The sequence below is a fragment of the Xenorhabdus khoisanae genome (genome assembly GCF_001037465.1).
In the GTDB taxonomy this organism is placed as follows: Bacteria; Pseudomonadota; Gammaproteobacteria; order Enterobacterales; family Enterobacteriaceae; genus Xenorhabdus; species Xenorhabdus khoisanae.
This window is the reverse complement of sequence record NZ_LFCV01000039.1, coordinates 17,728-32,745: the sequence shown is the minus strand read 5'-3', so window position 1 is coordinate 32,745 and position 15,018 is coordinate 17,728. Positions and strand designations below refer to the sequence as shown.

Here is a 15,018-nt window from a genome sequence, read left to right as displayed (position 1 = left end):
ACGTAAACAGAAGTACATCATAGCAAAAACATTACTTCATGCTGCCAACCATATCTTCTGGACGAACCCAATCATCAAACTCAGCTTCAGTCAAATAGCCCAATTGCATCGCGGACTGTTTCAAAGTCAGACCTTCTTTATGGGCTTTTTTAGCAATCTCAGCGGCTTTATCGTAGCCAATATGAGTATTCAGAGCCGTTACCAGCATCAGTGATTCATTCAGCAATTGAGTAATGCGATCATGGTTAGGTTCAATACCAATCGCACAGTGCTCATTGAAGCTACGCATACCATCCGCCAGCAAACGAACAGATTGCAGGAAGTTATCAATAACCATTGGACGGAATACATTCAGCTCGAAATTACCCGACGCACCACCAATATTGATAGCCACATCGTTACCCATAACCTGAGCACATAGCATAGTCATTGCTTCACACTGAGTCGGGTTAACTTTGCCCGGCATAATTGAGCTGCCCGGCTCATTTTCAGGGATGGAGATTTCACCGATGCCACAACGTGGACCAGACGCCAACCAGCGAACGTCATTAGCAATCTTCATTAACGAAGCAGCCAAACCTTTCAGCGCACCGTGCGAATGAACCAGTGCATCACAAGTTGCCAAAGCTTCAAATTTATTTGGGGAAGTAACAAAAGGATGACCGGACAATTCAGCGATTTTCTTCGCAACACGAACAGCATATTCTGGATGAGTATTCAGACCGGTTCCTACCGCTGTACCACCCAAAGCCAATTCGCAAACATGAGGAATGCTGTCTTCAATATGTTTCAGGTTATGTGTCAGCATAGCTGCCCAACCAGAAACTTCCTGACCTAAAGTCAGAGGAGTCGCATCTTGTAAGTGGGTACGGCCAATTTTTACGATATTTTTAAATTCTTCCGCTTTGTCTGCCAGTGTTTTTTGTAATGCTTTTAACTCTGGTAACAAATGTTCACGTACTGCGGTAACTGCCGCGACATGCATAGCGGTGGGGAAAACGTCATTAGAACTTTGACTTTTGTTGACATCATCATTAGGGTGAATCAAACGTTCATTGCCCCGTTGACCGCCAAGGATCTCACTACCACGGTTCGCCAACACTTCATTCATGTTCATGTTGCTTTGAGTTCCCGAACCGGTCTGCCAGATAGCAAGAGGGAATTCTGTCGGGTGTTTACCTTCCAACACCTCTTTAGCCGCAGCGATAATTGCGTCACTACGTTCTTTAGGCAGAAGGCCTAAATCCATATTGACGCTGGCTGCTGCTTGTTTAGTCAATGCAAGAGCATGAATCAACGCAACAGGCATTTTCTCCTGAGAAATGCGGAAATGCTCCAGTGAGCGCTGAGTTTGCGCCCCCCATAATTGGTCAGCAGGTACTTCGATAGGTCCCATTGAGTCTTTTTCAATGCGAGTGGCTGCCATTACTATCTCCTTAGCACACAGAATAATTGAATACGCCGGAATAAATTTTGCAGATAAATTAGTCGGCATTTTTTTATAATGCCATAAATTTATGATCGATAATGCGACCTAATCGTGTTTATTGTATCGTTGTCATATAAATAAATTTATTTTTTATAATAGGAAATTCCGCCATGCTGAAAATGACTAATAACATTCAACATTATGACTGGGGAAGCAAAACTGCTCTGACGGATATTTACGGCATCGAAAACCCTGATAATCAGCCAATGGCAGAATTATGGATGGGAGCGCATCCGAAATGCAGTTCACTGGTGACCGATCCTGAAACCGGCGAAACTATCGCCCTGAATACACTGATCGCCAAGGAACCAGAAAAATATCTCGGAGAAGCGGTAGCCCGCCAATTCCAGCGTTTACCTTTTTTGTTCAAAGTATTGTGCGCGGCTCAACCGCTTTCAATTCAGGTACATCCTGATAAAACATCGGCAGAAGTGGGATTTGCTAAAGAAAATGCACTAGGGATACCTTTAGATTCAGCCCAACGCAATTATAAAGATGATAATCACAAACCTGAGTTGGTCTATGCGCTGACACCGTTTAAAGCCATGAATGCTTTTAGGCCACTGTCAGAAATCGCCCAACTATTGGAAAATATTTCTGCTGCACATCCTGATATTCAGACATTCATCCAGCATCCGACAGAACAAAACCTATCGTTTCTCTTTGCCCAATTATTGAATATGCAAGGCGAATCGAAACGGTTAGCAATTGCTGTCTTAAAGTCTGCGCTAAACAGCCATCAAGGAGAACCCTGGGATACTATCAGAAAGATGACCTCTTTTTATCCTGATGATAACGGATTGTTTTCCCCCCTCTTGCTTAACGTGGTCGAACTGAAACCCGGCCAGGCAATGTTTTTGTACGCACGTACCCCTCATGCTTATCTTGAAGGTGTAGCTCTGGAAGTTATGGCCAACTCAGACAATGTACTGCGTGCTGGTTTAACCGGTAAACATATTGATGTACCAGAATTAATGGCTAATCTGGATTTTATTCCGAAATGTGCCGATAATTTGCTGACCGTTCCAAAACAAGAAAAAGATGCGCTGAACTACCCTGTTCCCGTCAATGATTTTCATTTTTCTGTTTATGCTGTTTCAGAACAACCGATCACATTGGAGAATAATTCAGCATCAGTTTTATTTTGTTCTGAAGGTCAAGTGGTTATCAACGCTGATGAGCAGCAATTGAGATTATTCTCTGGTGAATCAATTTTCTTATCTGCTACAGAAAAAACCGTGATAGTGTCTGGTGATGGAAAAGTTGCCAAAGTATCCAACTAATTATTTTATATTCATATAGTTATATCTATTACATCGGTTGTTAATCACATTTTCAGTGAAAAATGATTAAAATATCTTAGTTAGGCTATACACTTAACAACCATTATTGACATAAATAAAAGAGCACATATCAACCATGCTATGTGCGTTAAAGGATGGGATTTCCACATGAAAAAATCGTTAGTTGCTGTAAGCGTTATTGTTGCTCTGGGAGCGGTATGGACAGGTGCATCATGGTACACAGGTAAAAAGCTTGAAGGACGTTTGGATAGTTTCATCGCAAAGGCAAACACTGAACTCAAAAAAGAATTTCCTGAAAGCGGTATCGAATTGCAGGCAAAAGACTTCAAACGCGGTGTTTTCAGTTCCGATGTCCGTTTAATCCTGAACATAAAAGCTATTCAGTCAAACGATAAAGGTGTTCCGTTAAGTAACGAAGAAATTATTTTTAAATCAACCATCGCTCATGGTCCATTTCCTGTTGCTAACCTGAAAACATTCAACTTAGCACCGCAAATGGCATCCATCCATTCTGAACTGGAACAAAGCAATACACTGAAAGAGCTATTTAAGCTTACCGAAGGAAAATCGCCAATCAGTTTAGATACCAGCATTAGCTATGGGAGAAGTCTCTCTTCCATTATGAACTTGAGCCCCATTAACCATACAGAGAGCAAGGAAAATGGTGAGAAGCGCGTTCTGTCATTCTCCGGGGCAAAAATCATTTTTGATACCAACCGTGATTTAAGTGCATTTTCATTTTCCGCCAAAAGTGATGAATTATCTTTCAGTGACCCCACCCAAAAAGAGTCGATTATCCTGAAAAGCATTGATTTGTCAGGGGAGAGCAAAAAAGGTAATTTCGATATCTATATTGGTAACCAGAACTACAGCATTGGCGAAATTGCCATGCATGGGATTTCTGGCGAATCCGATGAAACTTCTCTCAAGGGATTCAAAATTACGTCCGATTTGACAGAGGACAAAGATAACCTGAACATCAAAATCGCTTACAGCGTTGATGGAGTAAAAGTTAAAAATATAGATTTCGGCTCAGGTAAGTTTGTTCTGGGCATGGAAAAATTAGATGGTGAGTCTGTACGTAAGTTCACTCAGGCTTATCACGATAGTTTAGTGGCATCAGATGAGTTATCTTATGATGCCACGTCCTACGCTGTTCTCAATAACTTACACTTACTTCTGAACAAAAATCCACAATTCAGCATTGCTCCTTTCAGTTGGAAAAACAGTAAAGGTGAAAGCGCAGTCGATTTCAAACTTTCCTTGCAAAACATTCCTGAAGAGAAGAACGCGTTATTCCTGATGGGACCGGAAAAGATGATCCGCACTCTGGTCCAAGATCTGTCATTACGCGTTAGCGTACCTAAAACTATGTTGGTAGAGTCTATCACACAAGCAGATATCTTAGACGGTGCAGACAAAGCGGCGGCAGAGGCTAAGGCTGAACAACAGGTTCAAATGCTTACTCAAGAAGGGGTTAAGAAAAAAGTCCTCACTGATGAAAACGGTGTTATTGGCCTTAATTTCCAGTACGCCAATGACAAAGTTAAATTAAATAACAAAGAATCCAGCCTGCATGAATTCTTGCTTGATAATGGTCTTGTCAACTCCTATGATGATAACAATGGTGAACAAGACCCGCATGGTGATACAGATAGTGAGTAAAATCAGCATGATAAGGTTGAAAAAACCTGCACTGCTAAGACATCGCTAAAACATCGATAGTGCTTTTATTTTCTTGCCAGTCAATACATTGACTGGCTTTTTTTGTATATCTGAAATTTAATAAGAAGGATAAAAAATGATTGATACACAGCTTCCATTGACCGATTTACACCGTCACCTTGACGGCAACATTCGTCCCGAAACCATCTTGTCCCTTGCACGTCAGCATAATATCCCCCTTCCTGCTTATGAACTGGAAGCATTGCGTCCTCATGTTCAGATCATCGAAAATGAACCAAACCTTGTTAGTTTCCTTCAGAAACTGGACTGGGGAGTCACTGTTCTGGCTGATTTAGATGCCTGCCGCAGAGTCGCCATTGAGAACGTTGAAGATGCCGTCAACGCGGGCCTTGATTATGCTGAACTGCGTTTCTCTCCTTACTACATGTCCATGAAGCACCAACTACCTGTTGAAGGTGTTGTTGAAGCAATCATTGATGGCATCCATTCTGCAAGCCAGCAACATGATATTCAGATCCGTTTGATTGGCATATTGAGCAGAACATTTGGAGAAAAGGCGTGTTCTCAAGAATTAACTGGCCTTCTTGCTCATAAACAACACATTACAGCATTGGATCTGGCGGGCGATGAACTCGGCTTCCCCGGCCATCTGTTTGAACAACATTTCATCCAAGCGCGTGATGCAGGCTGGAATATCAGTGTACATGCCGGCGAAGCGGCTGGTGCAGAAAGCATCTGGCATGCCATTAATGAATTGGGAGCAACCCGTATTGGGCACGGTGTTAAAGCTATCACTGATCCGGCTTTGATGGACTATCTGGCTGAACACAGAATCGGTATTGAATCTTGCCTGACATCAAACCTGCAAACCAGCACAGTCGGCTTATTGCCAGCTCACCCGCTGAAACAATTCCTTGAACACGGTATTTTGGCATCAATCAATACCGATGACCCGGCAGTCGAAGGTATTGAAATTCGCCACGAGTATGAGATTGCTGCACCGGCAGCAGGACTGTCTCCAGAACAAATCCGACAGGCGCAGATTAATGGATTAGCAACCGCATTCCTCAGCGAAGCGGAAAAGCAAGCCCTGAAAGAGAAAGTGGCAAATCGCTAAGAAATACTACTACTTATTCTCAAAATCAGTTTTTTCAAAACCCGTGATTTAAAATGAGTTAACTCTAAAGGCAGAAATTAATCTGCCTTTTTAGGCTCTAAGCTGGGTTTTGAACGTCGTGCATAACGCTGAGCCAGAACCGCGCAAACCATCAGTTGGATCTGGTGGAAAATCATCAACGGCAATAACATTACCCCTACCATAGAAGCAGGAAATAATACATTAGCCATCGGTACACCATTCGCCAGGCTCTTCTTCGAACCACAAAAAACAATGGTAATTTCGTCTTCTTTGCTGAAGCCAAGCAAACGCGAACTATACACATTAATCATTAACACGAGCGCTAATAGAACACAGCACACAATACCAATCATAACAAGTGAATAGGCATCAATTTTATGCCAAATACCTTCCACCACCGCTTCACTGAATGCCACATATACCACCAGCAAAATGGAGGAACGGTCAGTCATGTTGACCAGTTTCTTGTGTTTTTCCACCCAACCGGCAATCAGAGGACGTGACAGATGACCAACAATAAAAGGAACCATCAGCTGCAATATAATATCTTTTATCGCCTGCCAGGTATCAGTATGAGCGCCCCCTTCATGCGTTTGAATTAAAAAACCAACCAATAATGGGGATAAGAACACACCTAATAGACTTGAAGCGGAAGCACTACATATTGCAGCAGCGACATTTCCTCCAGCAACGGAAGTAAAGGCAATAGCCGACTGCACAGTAGCAGGTAAAACACAAAGATAAAGAAATCCCATATAAACCGTAGGAGACATCCATTCCGGCACAATGAAATGCAGCCCCATTCCCAATATTGGGAATAAGACAAAGGTGCTAATAAAAATCACCAAATGCAATTTCCAGTGCCCGATACCTGCCAAAATCGCACTGCGGGATAATTTCGCGCCATGCATAAAGAACAACAATGCAATGGCGGCTGTTGTTAAGTGTTGAAACCATTTTTTAGCTTCGCCTTCACAGGGAAAAAACGATGCAATGATAACCACTGTAATCAATACCACTAAAAAAGGATCAATTCTTAATCTCTGCAACAAGTTCATTAAAATAGCTCCCTTTGCCTTACCGGCCACAGCGTGATCAATCAATCAGAATTGTGCGTTGTTCTTTTGCTGATTTTTCACCTGCTTCAATAAGCTTCATGATCAAAATAGCTTCACTGGCAGTCACTGGGTTAGGCTTACCAAACAAAATAGCATCACGAATTGCGGCATAATAAGTACCATAATGGCCGGGTAAAGTGGGTATCACTTGTGTAATCAAGTTCTCACCTTGTGACAACGTCACCGAACCATCACGAGCATCATAGCCCCAATCAGCCCGAGGGGGCCTTTCACCTGCTTTCAAGCGTTCTTCTTGTGGATCTAAACCATACTTGATGTAACTTCCATCCATACCGTGCAACGTAAAAATAGGCGATTCTGCTGCTGCAAGCATGGTTGCATGTAGCACGACTTTTAAATCAGGATAAGTGAGCTGTGCATGAAAATAATCCGCTGTCTCTGCATTCGGTCGTATCATGCCTAAATCCACCGTTATCGCTTTTGGCTTGCCAAATAGTTGAACAGCCTGATCCAATAAATGCGGGGCTAAATCATACCAAATACCACTCCCCACACCGGCAGCTTCACGCCAGCGTTGGCGAACAGCGGGACGGTAACGGTCAAAATGGGCTTCATAATATTTCAATGCCCCTAATTTATTTTCTTTAATCAGTGACTTCACTGTCAAAAAACCTGAATCCCAGCGACGATTATGGAATACAGATAACAATAAATTAGCTTCTTCTGCTTGTTTTCTCAGGGATTCTGCCTGTTCCACTGTAATAGTAAAAGGCTTATCAACGACAACATGCTTACCTGCCGCCAGAGCCTTTTGTGCCAGTGGATAGTGAGTATCATTGGGTGTTGGGATAACAATAAGATCAATATTCGGATCACTGAATAAGGTTTCCGGAGAGGAAGTCACTGACACCGTTGGCCAGTCTTTTTTTACTTTCTCTGCATCGCTACTTGAGATAGCCACCAGCTGAACATTAGGTGTTCCCGCAATCAATGGTGCATGGAAAGTCTTGCTTGCATAGCCGTAACCTACCAAACCAACTTTTAAAAAATCACTCATAACTGCCTCTAAAAATCGTAATACTACAAACCAGTAACAAGACATCAGAAAATAGCACCACCTATCATACGTTAGCAAATAATCCTGGTATCTGTGTTACCATCTTTTCTCTATATCAAAATACTCATTATGGAGCGAAGATTTCTTTATGTATCAATCCAATGATTATTACCGCATTAGCGGCTGGTTATTAGCACCTGCTGCTTACTTAATCATGACATTAATCGCCGCCAGCTTTATTCTATTGTTATATGCCATGATGTTTATCCATAAAAATGAAGCTATTCATCAATTCAATAGTAGCTTTACCGCTATGTGGTATATCTCAGTATTAACCTCAGCAATAATGTGGTGTTTTACTGCTTGGGTTTTGAAGTTACTTTTTATTCGTTCAAAACGCTTCCCACGTATTTTTATTATTTGGCTTATGGTTTCTGTTTTGATTGCCATAAAAACCTTTGCCTTTTCCCCCATTACTGATGAGATGGCAGTACGATCCTTATTATGGACATTACTGGCTGCTGCTGTTTTTGTTCCTTATATTAAACGCTCTTATCGCGTAAAAATGACTTTCACACAAGATCGATAACATACCCCACAATTGATTGTTATCATTGCCCCTACTTGCCTCACCGTCAGGTGAGGAATTTCTATTCAAACTGTATATTTTCCAGCATATTATTTTCAGGTATAGCAATGACTGAATACCTCTTGTTATTCATTGGCACAGTTTTGGTCAATAACTTTGTTTTAGTAAAATTCCTGGGGCTATGTCCTTTTATGGGCGTATCCAAAAAACTCGAAACCGCTATTGGTATGGGGTTAGCAACAACTTTTGTTCTAACGTTAGCCTCTATCTGCTCATGGCTGATAAATACCTTGATTCTTGTACCGCTTGATTTGGTTTATTTGCGTACTTTGAGTTTTATTCTTGTCATTGCGGTTGTTGTTCAATTTACTGAACTGGTCGTCCGCAAGACAAGCCCGACACTTTACCGGCTCTTAGGGATCTTCCTGCCACTGATTACAACTAACTGTGCTGTACTCGGTGTCGCCCTGCTGAATGTCAACCAATCCCATGGTTTTCTTCAGTCTGCCGTATACGGTTTCAGTGCCGCGGCGGGTTTTTCCCTCGTTATGGTACTGTTTGCCGCCATTCGTGAACGTTTGGCTGTTGCCAATATTCCTGCCCCTTTTCGTGGTTCATCGATAGGGCTTATTACTGCGGGATTAATGTCCCTTGCATTTATGGGCTTTAGTGGTTTGGTGAAATTCTGATGATGTCATTATGGCTTGCTATCGGCGTACTAAGTATGCTCGGGTTAAGCTTTGGCTTGATTCTTGGCTTTGCTGCCCGTCGTTTTAAAGTAGAAGAAGATCCGATTGTTGAGAAAATCGATAATCTGCTACCACAGAGTCAATGCGGGCAATGTAGCTATCCCGGCTGCCGCCCTTATGCAGAAGCCGTTGCCAATAACGGTGAGATGATCAACAAATGTGCGCCCGGCGGAGAGCAAGTGATGCTCAAAATATCCGAGTTACTGGGTGTTGATCCTCAACCATTGAACGGCGATGAAAGCGTACAAAACCCGGCCAGAAAAGTGGCTTTTATTGATGAAGAGAACTGCATAGGCTGCACCAAATGTATTCAGGCATGTCCGGTTGATGCCATTATTGGTGCAAACCGCGCTATGCACACTGTTGTTGAAGATCTCTGCACGGGCTGCGACCTGTGTGTCGCACCTTGTCCAACTGATTGCATTACAATGATCCCTGTAGCAACGACCACCTCAAATTGGAAATGGGATTTAAACACCATTCCGGTAAAAAACATTCCTGTGACACCTGAACCTACTATGTTCTCTCCTGTTAAACCTGTTGAGGTTAAAAGCAATGTTTAATCTACTCAACTGGCTTAACAAGAATAAAATATGGGATTTTGAGGGTGGTATTCATCCACCGGAAATGAAACTGCAATCCAGCCGTACGCCATTACGCTACGCTCCACTGCCGAATGAATTCATCATTCCCCTGCAACAGCATTTGGGGCCGGAAGGTGAATTACTGGTTAAGGTGGGTGATAAGGTTCTGAAAGGCCAACCATTGACTATCGGAACAGGCCGAACCGTTCCTGTCCATGCCTCTACCTCAGGGACGATTACAGCAATCGAACCTTGTGTTACGGCACACCCTTCCGGGCTGAAAGAATTGTGTGTCCGGTTGCATCCTGACGGAGAAGACCAATGGTGCGAGCGAATCCAATCTCCTGATTACACAAAACTTGATGCCGATGAATTATTACAACGCATCCAGCAAGCGGGCATTGCGGGTTTAGGTGGTGCCGGCTTCCCGACGGCAATAAAACTTAAGGGCGGGAAATACAACCTCAAGACGTTGATTATCAATGCCGCAGAGTGTGAGCCCTATATTACTGCTGATGACCGCTTGATGCAGGAGCATGCGCAAGAAGTTATCGAAGGGACTCGCATCCTGATGCACTTGCTCAACCCAAAACAGGTGTTGATCGGTATTGAAGATAATAAACCCGAAGCAATTGACGCTCTGAATAAAGCGCTTAATGGTGATAAGTCTATTATTGTACGGGTAATTCCAACGAAATATCCTTCGGGTGGAGCCAAACAACTTACCAAGATTCTGACTGGTAAAGAAGTTCCATCCGGTGGGCGATCTTCTGATATCGGTGTTCTCATGCAAAACGTCGGTACAGTGATGGCGATTAAGCGCGCTATCATTGATGGAGAACCCCTTATTGAACGCATCGTAACCCTGACAGGAGAAGCCGTCACTTCCCCGGGTAACTTCTGGGCACGCCTTGGCACGCCGGTTCGGTTCTTGCTACAACAAGTTGGATTCAAGCCTAAAACAGAACAAATGGTCATTATGGGTGGGCCATTAATGGGCTTTACCTTACCTGATCTGAATGTGCCCATCGTCAAAATCAGTAACTGTATTCTTGCTCCTTCAGCGCAAGAAATGGAACCTAAAGAGATTGAAGAGGCTTGCATTCGCTGTGGCTTATGTGTTGAAGCATGTCCGGCCGGATTACTGCCACAACAACTCTATTGGTTCAGCCGTGGGCAAGAACATGAAAAAGCTAAAAACCACCATTTATTCGACTGTATCGAATGTGGTGCTTGTGCTTATGTGTGTCCAAGCAATATTCCCCTCGTCCAATATTACCGACAGGAAAAAGCGGAAATACGGGCTATAGACGCAGAAACACGCCGTTCTGCTGAAGCGAAAATTCGTTTCGAAGCCAAACAAGTGCGTATGGAGCGAGAGAAATTGGCGCGTGAAGAACGCCATAAGAAATCAGCTGTACAAATAACCAGTAGTGATAAAAACGCTATCGAAACCGCACTTGCTCGCGTGAAAGAAAAGCAGAACAATGCAGGCGAATCGATCACGATACAAGCAGGACAATTACCGGACAATGCAGCGGTCATTGCGGCACGTAAAGCCAGAAAAGAACAATTACGTGCTCGTCAGGCAGAAAAACAGGCGGTTTCAAACTCAGATACAGATACAAAAGCAACAGTATCAACTGAGAGTGATGATCCCCGTAAAGCTGCTCTCGCCGCTGCAATAGCCAGAGCAAAAGCGAAAAAAGCAGCCCAAAGTGAAGAAGTGACAACATCACCCGCTGCCCCACAAAATAGTGTGGAAGTGGAAGAAACTGATTCGCGTAAAGCCGCTGTTGCTGCCGCAATTGCCCGTGCTAAGACAAAGAAAGCCGCACAGAATCAGTCTGAACCTGCTGCACAGCCGGTCGTTACCGCTGAGCCGGAAGAAACCGACCCACGCAAAGCTGCCGTTGCTGCCGCGATTGCCCGTGCTAAGGCAAAGAAAGCCGCACAGAATCAGCCTGAACCTGCTGCACAACCGGTCGTTACCGCTGAGCCGGAAGAAGTCGACCCACGCAAAGCTGCTGTCGCTGCCGCAATTGCCCGTGCTAAGGCAAAGAAAGAAGCTCAAAATCAGCACCCCCCTGATATAAAACCAGTAGTTGCCGCTGAACCGGAAGAAACCGATCCACGCAAAGCTGCTGTCGCTGCCGCAATTGCTCGTGTTAAAGCCAAGAAAGCAGCCCAAGAAAAACAAGAAGTTCCAACAGAATAGTGACATTTATCAATGAAATTCAGGCCAGTAAACACTGACAATAACCAGCTAAAAGTCGCAAGTTCGCCTTTTACACACAATCAAAAAAGTACCAGCCAGATTATGCTTTGGGTGGTTTTAGCTGCCATTCCCGGTATTGCTGTACAAACCTACTTCTTTGGCTATGGCACCTTGTTCCAAATCTCCTTAGCAGTCATTACCGCATTGTTAGCGGAATCCGCTGCCATTGCGCTAAAAAAACAGTTGGTCATGCCTTATCTCAAAGATAACTCAGCTTTAGTGACAGGGTTACTTCTGGGAATGAGTTTGCCACCCTTAGCCCCTTGGTGGCTGATTGTTCTCGGCACATTTTTTGCCATCATTATTGCCAAACATTTGTATGGCGGGCTTGGACAAAATCCATTTAACCCTGCCATGGTGGGCTATGTCGTTCTGCTTATCTCATTTCCTGTGCAAATGACCAGTTGGATGCCACCCGCTTCTTTACAGGCATTCACTTTAACCCCTTGGGATAGCCTGATGGTTATCTTCACAGGGCATACACCGGATGGTTCTACCCTGCTACAGCTACAACAAGGCATTGATGGACTGAGTCAGGCAACACCGCTGGATAGTTTTAAAACCGGCAGACTGACTCACGATATTAATGAAGTATTACAACAGCCGATATTGCAGGGTACTTTGGCGGGTATTGGCTGGCAATGGGTTAATATTGCTTATCTGATCGGTGGGTTAATTATGCTCAACCGAAAAGTTATCAGTTGGCAGATCCCAGCCGCATTTATTTTGTCATTAGGTGCCTGTGCATTGCTGAGCTGGCTTATTGATCCCACTCGCTATTCTTCACCTTTATTGCAGCTTCTTTCCGGCGCAACCATGTTAGGTGCCTTTTTTATTGCGACAGATCCCGTCAGTGCATCAACAACGCCAAAAGGCCGTTTGATTTATGGGGCCATCATTGGAGTGCTGATTTGGGTGATTCGTGTTTATGGCGGTTATCCGGATGCCGTGGCATTTGCTGTATTGCTGGCAAATATCTGCGTGCCGCTGATTGACCATTACACACAACCTCGTGCTTACGGCCACAAATAGGGAAAAGGAGACTGCTATGTTAGAAACTATGCGACGTCACGGTGTTATCCTTGCCATTTTTGCCGCCTGCACGACGGGCTTAACCGCGATTGTTTATTCATTGACAAAAGACCGGATTGCGGAACAAGCCGCGTTACAACACAAGGTATTACTGGATCAAATTGTTCCCCCAGCTTTATATGACAATAAGATGCAGGATGAGTGTTATCTGGTAGTAGACAAAGCGCTGGGTAACACCCAGCCTCATCACCTTTATCTCGCCCGTAAAAATGGTGTTCCTGTTGCGGCTGCACTGGAAAGCACCGCACCGGATGGCTATTCAGGGGCGATTCAGTTACTGGTCGGTGCGGATTTTTCCGGCAAAGTGCTGGGTGTTCGGGTGACTGAACACCATGAAACACCGGGATTGGGAGATAAAATTGATACCCGGATTTCCGATTGGATCAATGCCTTCTCTGGCAAAAAAGTGATGTCAAAAGACGATCACAATTGGGCGGTTAAAAAAGACGGTGGGGAATTTGATCAATTTACCGGCGCAACCATTACCCCGCGTGCCGTTGTTAATGCTGTTAAACGGACTGCCCTTTATCTGGAGACGGTTCCTGAACAACTTTCTTCGCTTCCAACCTGTGGAGAGGAATAATTATGAGTGAAACCAAAAACCTATTTATTCAGGGGCTATGGAAAAACAACTCCGCATTGGTACAACTTTTAGGGCTTTGCCCTTTATTGGCGGTTTCCTCTACCGCAACTAATGCGTTGGGATTGGGATTGGCAACCACACTGGTTTTATTGAGCACCAATATTGCTGTATCTGCTTTACGTCGTTGGGTTCCTCATGAAATCCGTATCCCCATTTATGTGATGATCATTGCCTCTGTTGTTAGTGCCGTTCAGATGCTGATCAATGCCTTTGCCTTCGGCTTATATGAATCATTGGGGATTTTTATTCCCTTGATTGTGACTAACTGTATTGTAATTGGCCGTGCGGAAGCCTACGCATCAAAAAATTCAGTCTATCATTCAATGATTGATGGCCTTGCGATGGGGTTCGGAGCAACCTTTGCCCTGTTCGTACTGGGCGCGATACGTGAAATTCTGGGTAATGGCACACTGTTTGATGGCGCGGATTTGCTGCTGGGCAGTTGGGCAAAATCATTGCGGATTGAAATTATTCATATGGATTCCCCCTTCCTGCTTGCTATCCTGCCACCCGGCGCATTTATTGGACTAGGCTTAATGCTGGCAGGAAAATACATCATTGATGAACGCATAAAGAGCCGGACAGAAAACAAAGAACGCCAATATAACGTAGACAAAGGCTGTGGAAGCCATATCACAAGAATCTGAAGGTGCAATTAGCGATGAATCAACAAAAACGGGTCGAGATACTCACCCGCTTACGGGATCACAATCCACACCCGACGACCGAGTTGGTTTTCAATTCCCCTTTTGAATTGCTGATCTCCGTTTTACTCTCTGCACAGGCGACAGACGTCAGTGTGAATAAAGCAACGGCAAAACTTTATCTCATTGCCAATACGCCACAGGCGATCCTTGATTTGGGGGTTGATGGTTTGAAAGAGTATATAAAAACCATCGGGCTATATAACACCAAAGCGGAAAACGTGATTAAAACCTGCCGGATTTTGCTGGAAAAACATCAGGGTGAAGTGCCGGAAGATCGCGTGGGATTGGAAGCGTTACCGGGGGTAGGACGTAAAACGGCTAATGTTGTGCTAAACACCGCGTTTGGCTGGCCGACAATTGCCGTTGATACCCATATTTTTCGCGTCAGCAACCGGACGCAATTTGCGCCCGGTAAAAATGTTGATGAGGTGGAGAAGAACTTATTGAAAGTGGTGCCCGATGAATTCAAGGTGGATTGCCACCATTGGCTGATTTTACATGGCCGTTATACCTGTATCGCCCGTAAACCGCGTTGTGGTTCTTGTATTATTGAAGATTTGTGTGAGTTTGGGGATAAGACTAAATAATAAGAACACCATAGATTAAGCACCTGTTCTAATAGG

At 44.0% G+C, this 15,018-nt stretch carries 14 protein-coding genes; 11 read left to right on the top strand and 3 right to left on the bottom strand.

What is annotated here, in order from left to right:
• Positions 1-31 precede the first annotated feature (31 nt).
• On the bottom strand, positions 32-1,426 hold the full coding sequence (gene fumC, locus AB204_RS07145; protein WP_047962691.1) for a class II fumarate hydratase: 1,395 nt from the start codon (positions 1,424-1,426) through the stop codon (positions 32-34).
• Between the two features lie 173 nt (positions 1,427-1,599).
• Between fumC and manA the strand changes: the two genes are divergently transcribed.
• The 3 genes from manA (at position 1,600) to add (ending at position 5,596) form a co-directional block, all read left to right on the top strand.
• On the top strand, positions 1,600-2,772 hold the full coding sequence (manA, locus tag AB204_RS07140; protein WP_047962690.1) for a mannose-6-phosphate isomerase: 1,173 nt from the start codon (positions 1,600-1,602) through the stop codon (positions 2,770-2,772).
• A gap of 168 nt (positions 2,773-2,940) precedes the next feature.
• Positions 2,941-4,458 (top strand): YdgA family protein, encoded by a 1,518-nt coding sequence (locus AB204_RS07135; protein WP_047962689.1) that lies wholly within the window; start codon positions 2,941-2,943, stop codon positions 4,456-4,458.
• 136 nt (positions 4,459-4,594) lie between these two features.
• Positions 4,595-5,596 (top strand): adenosine deaminase, encoded by a 1,002-nt coding sequence (gene add / locus AB204_RS07130; protein ID WP_047962688.1) that lies wholly within the window; start codon positions 4,595-4,597, stop codon positions 5,594-5,596.
• A 77-nt stretch (positions 5,597-5,673) separates the two neighbouring features.
• Here add and AB204_RS07125 read toward each other — a convergent pair whose 3' ends face one another.
• On the bottom strand, positions 5,674-6,675 hold the full coding sequence (locus AB204_RS07125; protein ID WP_047962687.1) for a bile acid:sodium symporter family protein: 1,002 nt from the start codon (positions 6,673-6,675) through the stop codon (positions 5,674-5,676).
• 37 nt (positions 6,676-6,712) lie between these two features.
• Positions 6,713-7,753 carry an oxidoreductase gene (locus AB204_RS07120; protein ID WP_047962686.1) on the bottom strand — a complete coding sequence of 347 codons (1,041 nt, stop codon included), beginning with the start codon at positions 7,751-7,753 and terminating at the stop codon, positions 6,713-6,715.
• 148 nt (positions 7,754-7,901) lie between these two features.
• Between AB204_RS07120 and AB204_RS07115 the strand changes: the two genes are divergently transcribed.
• The 8 genes from AB204_RS07115 to nth all read left to right on the top strand — a co-directional run bounded on the left by AB204_RS07115 (position 7,902) and on the right by nth (position 14,982).
• Entirely contained in the window at positions 7,902-8,342 is a 441-nt protein-coding gene (locus AB204_RS07115) for a DUF2569 domain-containing protein (RefSeq protein WP_047962685.1), read from the top strand.
• Positions 8,343-8,449: 107 nt separating this feature from the next.
• Entirely contained in the window at positions 8,450-9,031 is a 582-nt protein-coding gene (gene rsxA / locus AB204_RS07110) for an electron transport complex subunit RsxA (RefSeq protein ID WP_047962684.1), read from the top strand.
• Positions 9,031-9,654: an electron transport complex subunit RsxB gene (gene rsxB, locus AB204_RS07105; RefSeq protein WP_047962683.1), complete on the top strand. Its 624-nt coding sequence runs from the start codon at positions 9,031-9,033 to the stop codon at positions 9,652-9,654. Before rsxA ends, rsxB begins: the two co-directional genes overlap by 1 nt.
• Positions 9,647-11,893: an electron transport complex subunit RsxC gene (gene rsxC / locus AB204_RS07100; protein WP_047962682.1), complete on the top strand. Its 2,247-nt coding sequence runs from the start codon at positions 9,647-9,649 to the stop codon at positions 11,891-11,893. Before rsxB ends, rsxC begins: the two co-directional genes overlap by 8 nt.
• A gap of 12 nt (positions 11,894-11,905) precedes the next feature.
• Positions 11,906-12,985 carry an electron transport complex subunit RsxD gene (gene rsxD / locus AB204_RS07095; RefSeq protein WP_047962681.1) on the top strand — a complete coding sequence of 360 codons (1,080 nt, stop codon included), beginning with the start codon at positions 11,906-11,908 and terminating at the stop codon, positions 12,983-12,985.
• Positions 12,986-13,001: 16 nt separating this feature from the next.
• Positions 13,002-13,628, top strand: a complete 627-nt coding sequence (rsxG, locus tag AB204_RS07090; protein ID WP_047962680.1) for an electron transport complex subunit RsxG — start codon at positions 13,002-13,004, stop codon at positions 13,626-13,628.
• A gap of 2 nt (positions 13,629-13,630) precedes the next feature.
• Entirely contained in the window at positions 13,631-14,335 is a 705-nt protein-coding gene (locus AB204_RS07085; protein WP_047962679.1) for an electron transport complex subunit E, read from the top strand.
• Positions 14,336-14,349: 14 nt separating this feature from the next.
• Entirely contained in the window at positions 14,350-14,982 is a 633-nt protein-coding gene (nth, locus tag AB204_RS07080) for an endonuclease III (protein WP_047962678.1), read from the top strand.
• Positions 14,983-15,018: the final 36 nt, after the last annotated feature.